General features: G+C 55.5%; 14 protein-coding genes. 3 read left to right on the top strand and 11 right to left on the bottom strand.

Annotation, left to right across the window (positions count from 1 at the left end; all coding sequences use genetic code 11):
• Window positions 1-3: 3 nt before the first annotated feature.
• From W822_RS31035 to W822_RS31015, 5 genes are all read right to left on the bottom strand, one after another.
• Window positions 4-888, bottom strand: a complete 885-nt coding sequence (locus W822_RS31035; protein WP_024004482.1) for a fumarylacetoacetate hydrolase family protein — start codon at window positions 886-888, stop codon at window positions 4-6.
• A gap of 70 nt (window positions 889-958) precedes the next feature.
• Entirely contained in the window at window positions 959-2,380 is a 1,422-nt protein-coding gene (locus tag W822_RS31030) for an FAD-dependent oxidoreductase (protein WP_024004481.1), read from the bottom strand.
• Between the two features lie 39 nt (window positions 2,381-2,419).
• Window positions 2,420-4,051, bottom strand: coding sequence for an FAD-dependent monooxygenase (locus W822_RS31025; protein WP_024004480.1), 1,632 nt, complete (start codon window positions 4,049-4,051; stop codon window positions 2,420-2,422).
• A gap of 46 nt (window positions 4,052-4,097) precedes the next feature.
• Window positions 4,098-5,516: an FAD-dependent oxidoreductase gene (locus tag W822_RS31020; RefSeq protein WP_024004479.1), complete on the bottom strand. Its 1,419-nt coding sequence runs from the start codon at window positions 5,514-5,516 to the stop codon at window positions 4,098-4,100.
• Between the two features lie 4 nt (window positions 5,517-5,520).
• Window positions 5,521-5,817 carry a hypothetical protein gene (locus W822_RS31015; protein ID WP_024004478.1) on the bottom strand — a complete coding sequence of 99 codons (297 nt, stop codon included), beginning with the start codon at window positions 5,815-5,817 and terminating at the stop codon, window positions 5,521-5,523.
• Window positions 5,818-6,150: 333 nt separating this feature from the next.
• Between W822_RS31015 and W822_RS31010 the strand changes: the two genes are divergently transcribed.
• Both W822_RS31010 and W822_RS31005 read left to right on the top strand, forming a co-directional pair.
• Window positions 6,151-6,960, top strand: a complete 810-nt coding sequence (locus W822_RS31010) for a FadR/GntR family transcriptional regulator (RefSeq protein ID WP_024004477.1) — start codon at window positions 6,151-6,153, stop codon at window positions 6,958-6,960.
• Window positions 6,961-7,345: 385 nt separating this feature from the next.
• Window positions 7,346-9,652, top strand: a complete 2,307-nt coding sequence (locus W822_RS31005) for a mechanosensitive ion channel domain-containing protein (protein ID WP_253272248.1) — start codon at window positions 7,346-7,348, stop codon at window positions 9,650-9,652.
• Here the strand turns inward: W822_RS31005 and W822_RS31000 are convergent.
• The 5 genes from W822_RS31000 to hglS all read right to left on the bottom strand — a co-directional run bounded on the left by W822_RS31000 (window position 9,643) and on the right by hglS (window position 14,983).
• The gene (locus W822_RS31000; RefSeq protein WP_024004475.1) at window positions 9,643-10,401 is read right to left on the bottom strand and encodes an iron ABC transporter ATP-binding protein; all 759 of its coding nucleotides are present in this window, start codon (window positions 10,399-10,401) and stop codon (window positions 9,643-9,645) included. The genes W822_RS31005 and W822_RS31000 overlap by 10 nt on opposite strands.
• A complete protein-coding gene (locus W822_RS30995) occupies window positions 10,398-11,354 on the bottom strand; it encodes an iron chelate uptake ABC transporter family permease subunit (RefSeq protein WP_024004474.1) in 957 nt (318 codons plus the stop codon). The genes W822_RS31000 and W822_RS30995 overlap by 4 nt, the downstream gene beginning before the upstream one ends.
• Window positions 11,347-12,348: an ABC transporter permease gene (locus tag W822_RS30990; RefSeq protein ID WP_437177141.1), complete on the bottom strand. Its 1,002-nt coding sequence runs from the start codon at window positions 12,346-12,348 to the stop codon at window positions 11,347-11,349. The genes W822_RS30995 and W822_RS30990 overlap by 8 nt, the downstream gene beginning before the upstream one ends.
• Before the next feature lie 64 nt (window positions 12,349-12,412).
• Window positions 12,413-13,348: a siderophore ABC transporter substrate-binding protein gene (locus W822_RS30985; protein WP_024004472.1), complete on the bottom strand. Its 936-nt coding sequence runs from the start codon at window positions 13,346-13,348 to the stop codon at window positions 12,413-12,415.
• Window positions 13,349-13,597: 249 nt separating this feature from the next.
• Window positions 13,598-14,983 (bottom strand): 2-oxoadipate dioxygenase/decarboxylase HglS, encoded by a 1,386-nt coding sequence (gene hglS / locus W822_RS30980; protein ID WP_024004471.1) that lies wholly within the window; start codon window positions 14,981-14,983, stop codon window positions 13,598-13,600.
• A gap of 215 nt (window positions 14,984-15,198) precedes the next feature.
• Here hglS and W822_RS30975 point away from each other — a divergent pair, with 215 nt between their 5' ends.
• Window positions 15,199-15,858 (top strand): TetR/AcrR family transcriptional regulator, encoded by a 660-nt coding sequence (locus tag W822_RS30975; protein WP_024004470.1) that lies wholly within the window; start codon window positions 15,199-15,201, stop codon window positions 15,856-15,858.
• Here W822_RS30975 and W822_RS30970 read toward each other — a convergent pair.
• Window positions 15,829-16,623 carry an AraC family transcriptional regulator gene (locus W822_RS30970; protein WP_253272247.1) on the bottom strand — a complete coding sequence of 265 codons (795 nt, stop codon included), beginning with the start codon at window positions 16,621-16,623 and terminating at the stop codon, window positions 15,829-15,831. The two genes, W822_RS30975 and W822_RS30970, sit on opposite strands and share 30 nt — an antisense overlap.
• Between the last annotated feature and the right edge of the window lie 41 nt (window positions 16,624-16,664).

The following is a 16,664-nucleotide window of genomic DNA, read 5'->3' as shown; positions in this document are numbered from 1 at the left end:
CTCCTAAAAACGTTTGGGAGCAAAATCAACCGCTTCCTTGACATCCACGGTCAGGGTGCCGATTTTCTCAATCGTCATACGCACGCGATCGCCCGGCACAACGGGACCAACGCCCTCAGGCGTACCCGTTGCGATGACATCGCCTGGTTGCAGCGTCATAACCGACGACGCCCACTCTATGAGGCCGGGCACATCCAGAATGAGCGCACTGGTGTTCGAATCCTGACGCAATTGATCATTCACCCAAAGACGATTTCCAAGGACACCGGGATCCGGGATCTCGTCTGCCGTCACGATGTACGGCCCCATTGACGTAAAGGTATCGAAAGATTTGCGCGCAACGCGCTCCTCATCTCCCACTCCCGGCTCCATCCTCATGGTCATATCGATCAGGCACGAGTAACCGAAAACATAGTCCAGCGCTTGTTCACGCGGTATATTCTTGGCGCGCCTGCCGATGATCACGGCAAGCTCTGATTCGTGATCAAAGCGACGAGTCGAACCCTTGGGAAGAACGATCCCATCGCCGGGACCGCTCACCGAAGACGACGCCTTCAGAAAAAAGCCGCGCTCGATCGCCGACGAATTTCCGCTGACTGAGCGGGCGCCGATCTCGCCGATATGCTTGCGATAATTAACCGGAGCCGCGACTACATGAAACGGAGCCGGATTGGGCGCATTCAGCGTGACTGTTTCAAGAGAAACGCCTTGTGCGCGCTGGCGTGCTGCCAATATATCGTCCCGTCTTTCCGGCCATTGATCTATCAGACGCGACATATACACTTGCGGGAATGCGGGCCCCGCATCGGGGACTGCTTGCGTGACATCATAAATAAGATCACCTTCGACAAGGCCGACACGATGATTGTTGAAAGTCGCTATTTTCATAAAAGCTAACCTGGTTTCTAGATGGAGTAATGGCGGTGCTTATGCGCCTGGGAAGCAGTGACAAGGACGATCATATTTCCAGCCTATCGAGGCGCGTTGCAGAGGAAGCCAGGGCATGCTGTGCGGCGATGCGCCCAAAGATGCAACCTTTTGCCAATGACGAACCGCTCATATAGGATTCGCCGTGAAAGCCCCCCATGATTTCGCCTGTAGCATAGAGCCCATTGATCGGTTCGTCGTACACATTGAGTACTCTGGCGTTTTCGTCGGTATGCAAACCACAATATGTAGACGTCAGCCCGGTCGTGCATGGATAACCATAAAACGGCGCCTTTATCATGGGAGTCGGTTTTCCATAGCCCGTACTGAGCGAGCTTCGCCCATACTCATCTTCCTGCTCGCCGTGACAAGCACGGTTGTATCGTTCGATGGTTTCCTTCAACGCATCGGAATCCACATTCAGCTCATGAGCCAGTTCGTCTATCGACGCTGCCTTTTTGATCATTCCAGCCTCTAATGCCGCCTTGAAGTTCACAACCGTTGGCAGCGGCTCGGACTGATCCATCACCGACTGGTCGAAGACCTGGAACGCGAGCGCGTCAGGCTGCTCCAGACAACGATCGCCGATGTTCTTGTAAGAGATGGATTCATCCACAAAACGCCTTCCCAGCTTGTTGACCACAATGGCGCCGCGATACATGGCGGAGATCAGCCTGGGAACATCATCTTCAATCGCTTGATCAGGCGCTTCGTATGGCGCGCCAAAAGTGCCTTTGGCGTTTGCCATATCTCTCAAATCGGCGCCCAGGGCCCATGCCATACGTAAACCATCACCGGTGTTGCCATATCCCCCCATCGCCCTTGCGTTACGCAAATGAGGAACAAAGCGTTCGACTAAATCTGCCGCCCGCGAGAATCCGCCCGTGGCGAGCACAACTCCCCGGCTGGAAGTCAGTCTTTCCCCGCCGTCCAGCATCACGCCGGTTACGACGGTTTCTTCGCCGTGTCCATCGGTCAACAGCCGTACGACAGGCGCGTTCGACCGAAAGATCACGCCTTCGCGCAAACAATGCTCATGCAACGATTCCAACACAGCGACAGGATCCACGTTGTGATTCCTGGGAACCGACTGGCTGCCGCTCAAGGACACCTTATCGAATACCACGCCCAGGTCCTGCAACCATTCGTACGCTTCGAACTGTTTCTCAGCATAGACATGGACCAGTTTGCTATCGTTGCGATACTTTCCTGCCTTTAGCAAATCCTCCTCCAATAGCTGCGCGCTGTCGGGGATGTTGTTTTCTTTTTGTACCTGTGTGCCCGCGAATGCAAAAGCCCCGCCGCACATGCGGCTACTCCCGCCAAACCGGGCCGTTTTCTCCAGAAGCAGTACGCGTCCGCCGCACCGCACTCCTTCCAATGCAGCGCTATGGCCAGCCATACCGGCTCCCACGACAATGAGATCGAAATCGGTTTTTTGTGACGCATTCATCGATAATTCCTGTTCCCTGTTCGTTGAGTCATGTGTACTTCAGTGACCGCTTATTTGTGCAACCAGACGATTCACATTGTCCGGAATCGTCATTCCCCGCCAGGCCACGTGTCCATCAGGCCGTACAAGAACATAAGGCTTCTCGTAGGCGTGCATGAGTTCGGAGGACTCCATTGCATAACTGGTCATCGGCACACCGTTTTCCTTCGCGGCGTGCACCAGCCGTTCGACCTCTTGTATGCGAGACGGATCTGACAGCAATACAAACCCCTGTCCGAAAAGATCAAGCGTCGAGCGCCCATCGGACAACCAGACGTGTGGCGCACGGCATCCCACCCGGGTACTGGGTCGATAATTCACGGCATCCAGGTACTCCGCCCGATTCTCGTCCTCGGACTCCGGTTCGTCGTATATGCAAACCGGCGACTTCAGATATCGGTTCCCCAAATGCATGTTCTTGGAAAACCATTCCTTCTTCAGCCCCTCTCCCAGCTCGTGTCCCACCTTCTTGCGAGCCTCATCTCCCGTCGGTCCTGCAGCAAATATTTCTTCGGTATGGGCCACGCTCTGCATTACCTCCAGGTTACTTGTAGAGAACCGGGTGATTCGGTGTGCAACAGGCCGGCGTTCGACCTCGTAGGAATCGAGCAACCCCTTGCCTCCCCAGCCTTGAAGGCATCCAGAAATTTTCCAGGACAGATCCACCGCATCCCCGATTCCGGTATTCATGCCCAGTCCGCCAGTTGGGGAGGTCAGATGGCAGGCATCACCCGCGATATACACGCGTCCTTTTCCGTAGCAATCCGAGACGAGTTCAATACGAGTCCACCTGAGAATGCTGAGTATTTCAAGCGAAAAAGCCTTGCCCATGGCACGATATGCAAACGCCTTGAGTTCTTCGTCCGAATAATGATGCTCTTGTGTCGCATTGCCCAGAATCGACATACGCCATTGGTCGTTGCCGTTAATTGCCACGATCGTCGCCCATACGCCGTGAGACCCCACGAACATGTAGCGATATCCGGGCGCTTTGTCATGCAAATCGTTGAACTGCGGGCATCGAAAGATGACGTTAGTGGTATGCGTCAGGACTCCCTTGCCCTGCATGCCTATACCCAGCTGTTCCCGCACCGTGCTGCGACCGCCGTCGCAACCGACAAGAAAACGTGATCGCACGGTTATTTCTTTGTTGGACTTTACGTCCAATACCCTGGATGTCACTCCGTCCCCGTCCTGCTCGAACCCCAGAAGCTTATGCTCATAGTGCGCAGTCACGGTAGGATGCGACAGCGCAAAGGATTGCAGTATCGGATCGAACATATTCTGCGGGCAGCGCTCCCGTTTCTGCGGACTTTCCGATGGCGGCCGATCATCCTTCATGGCGGGCATGGGTTGACGCCCAAGCTCATAGCCGTTCAGTGCAGTAAGGTATACGTTATCCTGCGGATAGGCCCGGTTGTACGCGCTGGACTCGATATTGTTCACAATCCCCCAGCGGCGGCAAAACTCCATGGTGCGCACACCCACGCCATCCATCTTGGCCTGCTGAACAACTCCATCACTACGTTCGACCAACATGCAATGGTGCTTGCGCCACCCCAGGTCCCCTGCCAGGGCCAGCCCGACGGGCCCGCCGCCTACTACCAGCACTTCTGTTTCTACATCACTCATTTACGCCTTCCTGCCTTAACCATGTAAGTCTCATTTTTGAATTGATTTACCGCGTCGCGACTCGTTGACGGCAGGTTGACGCAATGTGTTCTCCCGCACGCATTCCAGTTGTCGCGGCTTTGCTCAATCCGCCCACGTAGCCGATACTTTGCCCCCCCTCCAGTCCGCCGCTGGCGCCGCCTGCCGCATAAAGCCCGGGAAAGATAGAATCGTCGTCTCTTAGAACGCGCGACCACTCGTCAATGGCCACCCCGCCCATTGTGTAGGTCATGCCCGCACATACCGGCACCGCGTAAAAAGGCCCTGTATCGATCACCTCGGCCTTATATGCCGAGGACCGACGGGCCGGTTGCAATGCCGAGAAATCGTTACGAACAACAGCATCGTTATAGGCAGACACGGTGGCCTGCAAAGTGGTCGCATCAATGTCCAGCTTTTCAGCCAGTTCGACGATAGAATCGGCACGAATCAAGGTGCCCCCCAGTTTTTCAAGATGAGGATTGGGAGGAAAAAAGCGGGAGGTGCCTTGATTAGCCCATAACGGCTGGTCAAAAATCACCGTCGCCGACAAAGGATCCGGGAGTGCCGCAATCTGGTTGGCGATATACACCCCTCCTCTGCCTTCATCAGCAAACCGCTTGCCTTGCCTATCAACCACAATGGCTGCTGTGGCGATGTTATCGAGCCAGGGCATGGGCCAGAGTTTGTCATTCTTCAGCGCATCAGCGCTTAGAACATGACCGTAGAAGCCGACCAGCCCGGAAAGTTTCGCACCCGCCTGGCGCGCCATTTTCAGACCGTCTCCCAGGCCCGTTCTTGCATTGCGCTGCAGAACTTTATCGGGATCCGGGGTGATATGTTCTCGGATCAGCTCCTGGTCACACTGAAAGCCCCCATCTGCGATTACCACGTTGTCTGCGTGTATCGAAAATTCACCCTTCTCGGAACGCCCCTTCACACCAACACATTTGCCATTTTCAACAAGCAGCTCATGCGCGCGGTGGCCACGCTTGATGACTCCACCCGCATTGGCAAGTCGGCTGGTCAACGTGCGTAGCAGCACATCGCCGCCGCGACCACGCCAGTCCGCACCCACTCGCTGTAGTGAAGGAGGAGACAGCACAAAATTATGATGCGGCTCGGCCCCGCCCTTGATGAAGCGCACGCCCTGGCTCTGCAACCATTTGACTGCCCGCCGAGCATCTTCAGCGACCGCGCTGGACAATCCTGCATGCGCAGCGCCTTCGGTTGCGGCCTGTATTCGGTTATTTAACTCGTCGGCAGGCAATTGGATATCGCTCAGGCATACATGAAAAGCGCCGCCCGTCAGCCGGGTGTTGCACAGATAGTCCTGTTCAACACCACGCTCCAGAACGATGACCGAAAAACCTTCTTCTGCGGTTCTGAGTGCGGCACTCATGCCTGCCAGGCCCGCCCCTATTACACACACGTTCACACTTTCCATAATCTCACCTGGGCATCAACGTTTCAGCGATAAGATCAATCACTTCTATCCCCGCCTTCAAAACAAAGTAGACACATAGGCCGATGATCACGGCCAAGGCATATAAGTCGGTCATGTCCAATCTAAATCCGCACCAGCAAATCGATAAAACCACGAGCGCTGCGCCAAGGACGGGAACCTCTTTCCTATGCTTCAGAATGGCTAGTAATGTTGGATACTGGACTGGCTGACCGCCTATGTCTTCCATTGCGCTTACTCCGTCAAATGCTTGTTTTATGCTGAGTACTACGATTTTTTGCATTCGCTTGCTTGCGTTTGCTTTGTCAAATTCAAAACGAATGTTCTTGATTAATTATTCTAAGGCTATAAGGTATAACCTTTTAATAGTGGTCTACCCTAGTTGACAATCACCTATTTAAAAGGTCTAAAGGATATACCTTAAGTGCGGAGCGGCATATATAGACGAAAATCGCTATTTATTGATGGATAAAGACAGCACTTCGTCATATTCGTCTATCGGAGAGGCACTTTTTCGAAGGTCCGACCGTTATGGTCCGATGGTATAATGTTCGCTAAGGTTTGATTCAAATGTGCGCATGACGCCATCATTCCATGACTCAAAGGGAACAATGCAATGGAAACTGTCCGGCCAATCGACTCTCAACGTGCAGAAAATTCCAACGCGGCGGCATCTGCAGGTGGCCCAAATTTTTCACCTATTAAGGCAAAACGTGCCTTCGAAGAAGTATGCGAACAAATTCGACGCGAAATCGCATTAGGCACCCTTAAACCAGGCGATCGCCTTCCTCCGGAACGCGATTTTGCCGAGCAACTTGGTGTGAGCCGCACAGCCATCCGGGAGGCTTTGCGGAGTCTTGAAAATGCAGGTCTGGTAATATGCCGCCAGGGGATGGGCGGCGGCGCCTTCATTTGCGAGCGCGATTCCAGTGTAGTGACGCAGGCTGTGAGCGATATGGTGATGCTTGGCCAGGCCCCTTGGGACGATGTTACCGAAACGCGAATCATGATTACAGAACAAGCTATTAGACTGGCTTGTGAACGCGGCACCGACAAAGACTTCGCGGCGATGGAACGCGACATCGATTACATCGAACAGTTAACTGCGCAGGGAAATTTCACACGGCGCAGCAGTTATATCACCGAGTTTTATCGCCTGCTTGCGCTGGCAACTCACAATGTTGTTATGTTGATGCTGCTGGAGTCCCTTTCAGAACTGAGCAGATCGTTATTGGCGAAAGTGGATCCTGTTCCGAAAAGTGACGTCATCGCTGTACGTCGCCGGGTAGTTGGGTTCATGCGAGCCAAAGACCCGGATAGTGCTATAGAAGTTTTGAATGCACATCTTCGTCAATTAGACGAATACCTACGCAGCCAATCGAAAAGACCGGCCCCAAACACCGCGAATCGCGTCAGCGACAAGTAGTAAATAGGAAGTATCCTTTATTATCCTTGTGGTGGCTTCAGTCTACCAATAATGAACCGATCCGGGTTTCACGGATTCGCGACATTGATACACTGACAATAAAAGTAAATGTCGCTAGCTAATTGTCAGGGCTTCGCAGTACTTTCAATCGCTATGCCAATCGTGTTACCGTATGGGCTTATCAGGCGGCTAAGTATTACAGGCGCCAACCATTCTGTAAATATCCTATAAAACAGGAGATAGCGTAGTGATTGAACGGTTCGCGTCAGATTCACAGACACCCAACCATTCCGGCACGAATATCGTAGCCTCCCCAGCTCTCTTCATCCGATACCTGCTCTCAGTTTTCCTGCTCATTACGTCACTCCTATGTCTGAACACGGCAGTGGCCCAGAACACACCCCCTTCCAACACCGCAGCAAACCCTGCTTCTGCCGCCCAACTGGCCGATCTGCTGGAAAACGAACAAACCCGCAAGCAACTGATTGAACAATTGCGCACGCAGGCGCCGACCGTCAAGGACACCTCAGCCGCATCGCAATCGACAGCCTCCGGTAGCGTCACGGATGACTCGCTGCCCCGTCGGGTGGCCGACAGCACCCAGTATTTTCTTACCAAACTGCTTGATGACATGGGCGATGCCACCGCGGCCATTGGCGCCATGGCGCGGGGCGAGAACATCGGCGGTCCCGGCATGGCCGACTGGAAAACCACGCTCATTAATTTTGCGTTGGTCATCGCAGCCACCGTTATTGCATTTATAGTGTTACGTTTGCTGGCTGCCCGTATCTTTGCCTTTATCAACCACTGGGCTGGACAAGCCCCTCCCGCCACCGTACGGCGACGCCTGGCCGGACCGGCCACATTGCGGAAAATTGCAGCTGTCATAGCCGCGCTGATTGTCGATGTGATTGCCATTGCGCTCGCAGGGGCAGTGGGATATGCCGTGGCCATGTCCGTGGCGGGTCCAAATGCATCTGTCGGTACATTCGATTCGCTTTTTGTGAACGCCTTTGTCGCTGTCGAAATCGCCAAAGCCCTGGTGCGTACAGTCTTTGCTACGCGCTTTGCACGATTGCGGCTATTTGAGATGCGGGACGAAGTGGCCACCTACTGGAATGCCTGGCTGTGCCGCCTCGTCGGCATCGCGGGCTACGGCATGCTGGTGATCGTTCCGGTTATTACCGCCCTCTTTACTGCCGCCCTGGGTAACCTGGCAGGCTTGCTTATCATGCTCGGCATGTACGTTTATGCCATACGGGTCGTATGGCGCAACCGGACATTGATTCGCGAGCGGCTGGTGCTGCGTGCAAGCGTGGCTTCCACCGCGTTTTTCGCCACACTGCTGCGTCTGCTCGCTCGAGTCTGGCACGTGCTTGCGATTATTTATTTTACCGTTCTGCTCGTGGTCAGCCAGGTTGATCCTGTCGAGGCTCTGCCCTTCATGGCCCGAGCCACCTTGCAAAGCGTGGTGGCGATCGCCCTGGGACTGCTGGTCTCGGCCATTCTGACTGCCATTCTCAGCCATCCCATCCGGCTGTCGGACGATATGCGAACCCGTCTTCCCTTGCTGGAAGCACGCATCAACTCATACGTACCCGCTACGCTCAAGGGATTGCGTTTTATCACGCTTGTGGTGGTCTTGCTGTTCGTGCTGGACGGCTGGCATGCGTTCGATCTGTCAGCCTGGGTCATGTCCGAGTCAGGCAAAGCCACCATCAGCGTGGTCGTTCATATCGCTATCATCCTGCTTTTTGCAGCGCTCGCATGGACGATCATTGCCAGCATCATTGAAAGCCGACTGAGCGGCACCGGCACACGGGCACCCAGCGCTCGGGAAAAAACGCTGCTCGCCCTGTTCCGCAATGCGGCGCTGATTGTCATCGTTACCATGACCATCCTGATTCTGCTCTCGCAGATCGGGATCAACATCGGTCCGCTGATCGCCGGTGCCGGTGTAGTGGGCCTGGCTATTGGTTTTGGTGCGCAGAAACTGGTGCAGGATATTATTACCGGCATATTCATCCAGCTTGAAAACGGCATGAATGTGAATGATGTAGTCGAAGCGGGTGGTGTGTTCGGCACGGTCGAAAAAATGACCATCCGCTCCGTCGGCATTCGAACCATGGACGGCGGCTATCACCTTATCCCCTTCTCCTCGGTCGATGTGGTTGCCAATCACATGCGTGATTTCTCCTATCATATGGGAGAGTACACCATAGCTCATCGTGAAAATGTAGACGACGCCATTGAACATATGCGCGCCGCCTTCGCCGAATTGATGCAGGACGAGGTGCTGTCACCCGAAATACTGGAAGAGATCACCATTCCAGGCGTCACTGCCATCAACGAACGTGGCGTCACGATCCGGGTCCTGATCAAAACCACCCCGGGAATGCAATGGGCGATTCAGCGAGGCTATAACCGTCTGCTCAAGAAGCACTTCAATGCAGCAGGTATTGAATTGCCTTACCCGCATACTGTGGTTTACTTCGGTCAGGACAAAGACGGTAATGCGCCCGCAGCGCAGGTGGATCTGGGACGCAAGGCCGATCGCAGCAGCCCGCCCAAAGGCCGGGCACCTGCTGCAGGACACACGCCGCGGCCTCTGTCGCGAGCCAAAAGCGGCTCAGAAGATGTACTGGGTAACGAGCTGGAACAGCGAGTGCCGGACGAGGACGATCAGGTGTAGTGCACGCAGATGCGGTTGTTTTGCCACTCGTGCACGGCGACGTCCAGGCCATATAGCGCCTTGATGATTGACGGCTGGATAAATGTCTGCGGCGGCCCCTGATGCAATACACGGCCGTTGCGCATTCCGATGATCATATCGGAATAGCACGAGGCGAAATTGATGTCGTGCAAGACCAGTACCACGGTCTTGTGCAATTCGTCTGCCGCCCGTCGTACCACTTTCATGATATCCACGGCATTTTTCATGTCCAGGCTATTAAGGGGTTCATCCAGCAGTACGTACTCCGTATCCTGGCATAACACCATAGCAATGAAAGCACGCTGGCGCTGACCACCCGAGAGTTCGTCCAGAAAGCGCCCCTCCAGGCCTTGCAGGTTAAGATAGGCGATGGCCTTTTCAATATGGCCCTTGTCCTGCACCGTCAAACGACCCTGTGTATGCGGATAACGTCCAAATGCCACCACATCCTGAACCGTCAGACGCAAGGGCAAATGGTTATCCTGACGCAAAATGGACAAATGCCGCGCCAGTTCGGCCGTATCGGCGCGTGTCACGTCAAGGCCTCCCACCTGAACCGTCCCGGCAGACATGGGCAACAACCGGCTGATCATACCCAGCAAGGTAGATTTGCCGGCGCCGTTAGGCCCGACAATGGAGGTAACACCACCCGGCGCAATTTCAATTGAAACGTCATCAACGACACGCTGATTTGCATAGTCCTTGCTGACTCCGTTGACCTTTATCATCGTTGCCCCTTGCGCACGATCAGCGCAATAAACATCAGTCCGCCGGCAAATTCGATCACCACGCTGACTGTCGTATTCAGCCCCAGTCCGTGTTCCAGTACCGTTTGTCCGCCGACGAGCGCCACAATACCAAGCAGTACCGCTGCGGGTACCGTAAATTTATGTTTGTCGGTTTGCATGATCATATAGGCGAGGTTGCTCACCAGCAGCCCGAAGAACGTGACGGGCCCCACCAGCGCGGTCGACACCGAGACCATGACGGCAATCAGCAGCAGCGTGAGCCACAAGGTCTTGCGGTAATGGACGCCCAGATTAACCGCCACTTCCCGCCCCAGCGACAAGACATCATAGGCACGACGCAAGCGCCAGCCGATCACCGAGACTCCAGCCACCATGACCGTTGAAGCCAGCAGCAGATTGGTGCGAATCGAGTTGAAACTGGCAAACATTTTGTCCTGTAGAAACAGAAACTCATTGGGATCAATCATCCGGATCATCAGGCCCGACAGACTGCGAAACAGCAGTCCAAACACAATCCCGACCAGCAACAGCAGATGCAGGCTATGGGCTGCACCGGAAAAAATCCACTGGAACAGCAGGCAGGCGAAGACGGTCATGACACACACTTCGAGCACAAACTTGCCTGTCACGCCCAGTTGCCCTCCCATATTCATGCCGAACCAGAAAATCGCGACCGCCTGTATCAGCGTATACAGCGCATCGAAGCCCATGATGGAAGGCGTCAGAATGCGATTATGCGTGATAGTCTGGAACAGAACTGACGAAACCGCCACACAATAGGCCACCAGCAGCATGGCTGCCAGCTTGCCCGATCGGAACGACAATACGAAATCCCAATGTCCATTGGCGCCCAGCGTCATAAACCCGACCACGCAGGCCAGCGCCAGAACGCCCAGCAGACAAAGCAAAGCGGGAGGTGACAACTTAGGCAACACGGGTACGCCTGTTCAAAAGTAGATACAGAAACAGCCCGCTGCCAACAACGCCGACCACCGTCCCGATGGGAATTTCATGCGGATAAATAATGAGGCGGCCCACAATATCGCAGGCCAGCACAAACAGGGCACCCAGAAAGGCCACCCAGGGCAGGGAGCGACGCATATTGTCGCCGAAGACCAGACTGACAACATTGGGAACGAGCAAGCCCAGGAACGGCACGCTGCCGGCTGTCACTACAACTACGGCGCTGATCGCAGAGACAATGACCATGCCAATCAGCATAAGACGTTTGTGATTGAGGCCCAGATTGGTCGTGAACTGCTCACCCATGCCCAGGACCGTGAACCGGTCTGCGGCAAAATAGGCAACGCAAGACAGCGCAAAGGCCACCCATAACAGCTCGTACCTGCCGCGCAGCACGCCCGAAAAATCACCCATGGTCCAGGTATGCAGAGCCTGCAGAAGATCATGCTGATAGGCAAAGAAAGTGGTAACCGCCTGGATCACGCCGCCCAGCACCAGCCCGACGACCGGCACCAGAAAAGGTGAGCGCAAGGGAACACGTTTGAGAATCAGTAGAAACAGTGCAGTACCGGCCAGCGCAAACAGGGCGGCGACCAGCATTTTGCCGATCACCGGAATACCCGGGGCCAGGAGTGTAACGGCCAGAATACCCATGGTGGCCGATTCGACGGTACCCGCAGTGGAGGGTTCGACAAACCGGTTGCGCACCAGCATTTGCATGATCAGCCCCGCGACCGCAAGCGAGGTCCCGGCCAGCACCAGTGCAATGGCACGCGGCAGACGGCTGATGAGCAACAATTGCCAGGCCTCACTGTCCCATTGCCACAATGCCGAAAACGACATGTCGCCCGCCCCGAGAAACAGACTGACGACAAACAGGCAGCACAACAGCAGGGCAAGTGCACAGGTCAGTATCGGCCCGACCGGCCCGCGACCTGACTGATGCTGACGGCCCGCAGTCACGGACGTTCTGCCAGGGCGTCAAGCACTCGGCGCGCTTGCACTGGAACCCACAAGCAGCCCATGATTATTGTTTGCCGTCCAGCACAGTAATCAACTGATCCACATTCTGCTGCATGGCAGTCAGGCCCGCGCTGCCCAGCAGATACCAGTCCATGGCATTCAGATAAACAATGCGTTTGTTTTTCCAGGCGGCCGTCTTGTGCATCAGCTCGTTGTCCAGCAACTGGCTGGCGGCGACGCCTTCGCGACCAATTGCGCCATCACGGTCAATCACAAAAAGCCATTGCGGGTCGGTTTTGTAGATAAACTCGAAGGACACGGCCTGTCCGTGATTGGACGCGGACAGATTGGGGGCCGCAGCCGTGATGCCGAAGGCATCATGCAGGATGCCGAAGCGGGACCCCGGGCCATAGGCGCTGATTTTGCCACCCGTAGTCAGGATGATCAGTCCGGAACCGGCATTTTTGGCTTTCTCTTTAAGCGTGGCCACCGATTCGTCCAGTTTTTTCAGTTGTTCCCGGGCCTTGTCCTGTTTGTTGAAAATCTCGGCCAGTTTAAGCGTATTGCGTTTGACGCTGCCCATCAGATCTTTCGGGTCAACCGTCATATCGATTGTAGGTGCCAGTTTGCCCAGATCGGCGTACTTGGGGGCCGAGCGCCCGCCGATGATAATCAGGTCGGGCGACAGTGCGTTGATGGCCTCGTAATTAGGTTCAAACAGCGATCCCACTTTAGGAATGGATTTATTCGCGTAGGCCGACAGCTGATTGACATACTTTGCTGTGGGAACAGCAGAAGCTTCAACGCCCAGCGCATGCATCGTATCAAGCGAAGCCAGGTCAAAGACCACGGTTTTTTTCGGCTCTGCCGCAATCGTGGTGGTGCCACTGGCATGCTCGACATTTAACGGAAAAGCATGCAACTGGAAAGCAACCGTTGCGAAAAGCACCAGGCTAACAGACAACAACGCGCGACGAATTTGAAACTTCAACAACGGCATGAGACAGACTCCACTTCAGCATCGGGGCTGCTCCGGACACTTGCCCGGATCAGGAAAAAGCCCGGATCCATCTCGCAGATTCCGGGCATCTATGACAAACAACAAAAAATTGTATCACAATTAGTAATAAGATGTATTCTTATTTATTCCAAAACAGATATGGTTTCCCCCGCTCGCCGAAGCGACGAAGGTATCGGCCCTGGCACTGCCCCCTTGCCTCCCCCGCTTCGACGCCAGCAAGGCTGGGTTTTAAACCGTGACGCTTTGAAGTTGCCGCGCCACCTCATCCAGTGAGCGTTGCTCCGCCGCTTCGTACAGAGCGAACTCATCGTTCACCTTGGCGCCCAGCGCCTGTTCAAACGCCGCTTTGGCCGCGCTGGCCTGATAGCTTTTCTGGTCATCACCGCCCAGATTGGACTGGAAGATACCGGCAGCGCTGACCGGCAGGAAATCTTCATAGACGATTGGTTCGGCTTGCACCAGGCCCGCCTCAATCAATGCTTCGATATCTGCCGTGCCGTCAAAAGCGTCACCGGAGGCACCGACTGATTTGTCAGTCAGGCTGTAACGGAAATAGCCCAGGCCATTTTTGCGAATCATCGCCAGATCGTCCGGAAACTCAGTGAACGCCCGCGCCAGCCGCTCGGTGTAACTTACCGAAGCCTGCTCTGCTGCTTCACGGGCGCGCAACAGCAGTTGGTCGTACAGTGCACGCCCCTTTGGTGTCAGCGCCTGACCGCGCTGCTCTATTTCGCCAAAACGCGCGGTATGCGCACCGACCACTTTTTCTGTACCGGAATCGAACGTCACGTTTTCTTCCAGGGCCTTGAAGCTGGTTTGGCGCAACAGGATCGGATGGCGCCGTGTCGGCGGGCCTTCGATCGATTCCTTGGCCGGAATGCGGCGGCGAACCATCTCGGTCTGGGCCGCATCGATATCCAGCGTGCGTGGCGTCAGGTGATTAATATGCGGCCCCTTAAAGCAGACCACGTCTGCAATCAGGCGGTGCGCCGACAAAAGCTGGTTATAGGTCTCGATACTGACAGTGGCTTCACTGTGCCAGCGGAAAATATCTGTCGCCTCGCGCACGAACTCATCGGCATCGGTCGAATCCAGCCCTCCCTGCGCATCGAACTTGTCCGCGAGCGCCAGTACACGGTCACTGAAAATAGAGCGTTGCGCCAGGATATCGGCTGCTTTGGCCCGCAACGCTTCGTCTTCAATCAACTCCAGACGTAACAGCGAGGTAAACACGCGAAACGGATTGACGGCGAGCGACGCATCCGTAACTGGCCGGAAAGCGGTGGCATGAACCGGCACGCCGGCGACGGACAAATCGTAATAGCCGACCGGCTCCAGCCCCAGAACGGCAAAAACGCGGCGGATACCGGACAGCTCCTGCGCGGTTCCCAGACGAATCGCGCCATGACGCTCCGGATTCAGGCGCTCTATTTCGCCTGACGCCTGCAGTCTGGTCTGCAACTGCGGGGTCGCCTGCAATGTCTGTGCATTGACATCGGCAACCAGATCAAGCAGGTCGCGGTATAAGGGCACTTCCTGCCCGTACATATTGGACATGGCCGTTGAAAACCGGGTACGGATCTCATCGGTCGACACGAAACGGAGATTCTCCATAAGACAGCTCTAACTCTCTAGACAATAGTAAAAAAGGTGGCGGTCACTCACGAGAAACAAAACAAATCTTCAGAAGAATTTCGTTTAAAATCAAAATGTGACCGATTAGTCACTTTGAAGTATAGCCGAATCGAACCGCGCGCCGGTACTGTTTTTCTCTTGTAGAATGCGCAATAGGCATGATTGATGTCGTTTTCATACACTTACGGAATCCTATGTCGCGTCGTCAGCAAACGGAACAACACATTCTTCAGGCCCTCGAAGCGCAGATTCGCGAGGCCGGCATGGGCAGTATTGGCGTCAACGCCATCGCCCGCCGGGCAGGTGTCAGCAAAGAGCTGATCTACCGCTATTTCGACGGGTTGGACGGACTGCTGTTACGCTGGATGCAGGAACAGGATTTCTGGACCGGCCAGCGCGGCCTGCCCGAGAAGACCGAATCGAGCGACCAGACGCCTCGCCAGCTGGTCCTGGACATGCTGCGCGCGCAGGTTGATGCCCTCTCAAGCAACGAAACACTGCGCGAAGTGCGCCGCTGGGAACTGGTGGAACTCAATGAAGTCACCTCCCGGCTGGCGCAGCGACGGGAAAAAGCCGCCAGATCGTTTATCGATAGGATCGATGGGCTCAGCCCCGACATCGACATGCCTGCGACGGTCAGTGTGATGCTTGCCGGCATCCTGTATTTAATGCTGCGGGCCAAGACCGAAAGCCGGTTTCTGGGCGTCCCGATCCGCACCGAAGAAGGCTGGGAGCGCATCTTGAATGCCCTGGACACGCTGACCTCGGCGTTTCCCGAATCGTTGCAGGAACAATCGCTGGACGAACTGGAAGCCCGGCGCACCTCAACGCAGCCGGGCGGCCTGCAGATATGAATTGGGTGCCGTGCCCAGCGCACGCCGGAACATGGCGCTGAATGCGCTTGGGCTGCGGTAGCCTAACTCACCGGCAATCCGGCCGATGGATTGGCCCATCGACAATCGGCATACCGCGTCGGCCAGCCTGACCTGTTGCAGCCATTGCCGATAATTCATGCCCAGTTCCGACTGGAATAAGCGGATCAGTGTGCGCTCGCTCGCCCCGGCCGCATCGGCCCATGCATCCAGAGGACGCGTCAGTCCCGGTTGCGCCATAATTGCGCTGCAAATGGACACGAGCCGCCGATCGCGAGGCCAGGGAATCTGCGTCGCGACCGTCTCGGCGGCAGGCAATTCGGCCAGGATCAGGGATGCGAGCCGCCCTCCACGTTCGTTTTCCGCATACACCACCGGTTCTGCCGTCAGGCTCAGGATCAGTTCGCGCAGCAGATTGCTGACTTCGATCACCTGGCAGCCATGCCACAACAGCCGCGCCGCCTCCACATCGATGTACAGCGTACGCATATCGACAAGGGTAACGGCAGCCGTGCTGTGAGGAACGCCAGGCGGCACCCATAGGGCACGCAGGGGCGGCAGCAGCCAGAAGCCCTTTTCGGTGCTGACCCGAATGACTCCGCGCGAGGCGAAAAGCAATTGTGCACGCTGATGCGAATGCATTGCCGTGGCCTGGCCTGCCTCGAATTGCTTGGACATGGCCGCGACGGCCGGCGGAATGTTCTGGTAGTCGGCAGCGTTGATGCTTCTGGAAACGATTGGCGTCACTGTCACTTTCTCGACGAAAATTGGCACTTCCGGGAATTCTA

The organism is Advenella kashmirensis W13003 (genome assembly GCF_000506985.1).
In the GTDB taxonomy this organism is placed as follows: Bacteria; Pseudomonadota; Gammaproteobacteria; order Burkholderiales; family Burkholderiaceae_B; genus Advenella; species Advenella kashmirensis_A.
The sequence above is the reverse complement of the archived record's forward strand: the minus strand, read 5'-3'. Positions and strand labels throughout refer to the sequence as shown.

Coding starts and splice junctions, on each gene's coding strand:
- W822_RS31035 (WP_024004482.1), bottom strand. CDS start 888: ATGAAAATAGCGACTTTCAACAATCATCGTGTCGGCCTTGTCGAAGGT.
- W822_RS31030 (WP_024004481.1), bottom strand. CDS start 2,380: ATGAATGCGTCACAAAAAACCGATTTCGATCTCATTGTCGTGGGAGCC.
- W822_RS31025 (WP_024004480.1), bottom strand. CDS start 4,051: ATGAGTGATGTAGAAACAGAAGTGCTGGTAGTAGGCGGCGGGCCCGTC.
- W822_RS31020 (WP_024004479.1), bottom strand. CDS start 5,516: ATGGAAAGTGTGAACGTGTGTGTAATAGGGGCGGGCCTGGCAGGCATG.
- W822_RS31015 (WP_024004478.1), bottom strand. CDS start 5,817: ATGCAAAAAATCGTAGTACTCAGCATAAAACAAGCATTTGACGGAGTA.
- W822_RS31010 (WP_024004477.1), top strand. CDS start 6,151: ATGGAAACTGTCCGGCCAATCGACTCTCAACGTGCAGAAAATTCCAAC.
- W822_RS31000 (WP_024004475.1), bottom strand. CDS start 10,401: ATGATAAAGGTCAACGGAGTCAGCAAGGACTATGCAAATCAGCGTGTC.
- W822_RS30985 (WP_024004472.1), bottom strand. CDS start 13,348: ATGCCGTTGTTGAAGTTTCAAATTCGTCGCGCGTTGTTGTCTGTTAGC.
- hglS (WP_024004471.1), bottom strand. CDS start 14,983: ATGGAGAATCTCCGTTTCGTGTCGACCGATGAGATCCGTACCCGGTTT.
- W822_RS30975 (WP_024004470.1), top strand. CDS start 15,199: ATGTCGCGTCGTCAGCAAACGGAACAACACATTCTTCAGGCCCTCGAA.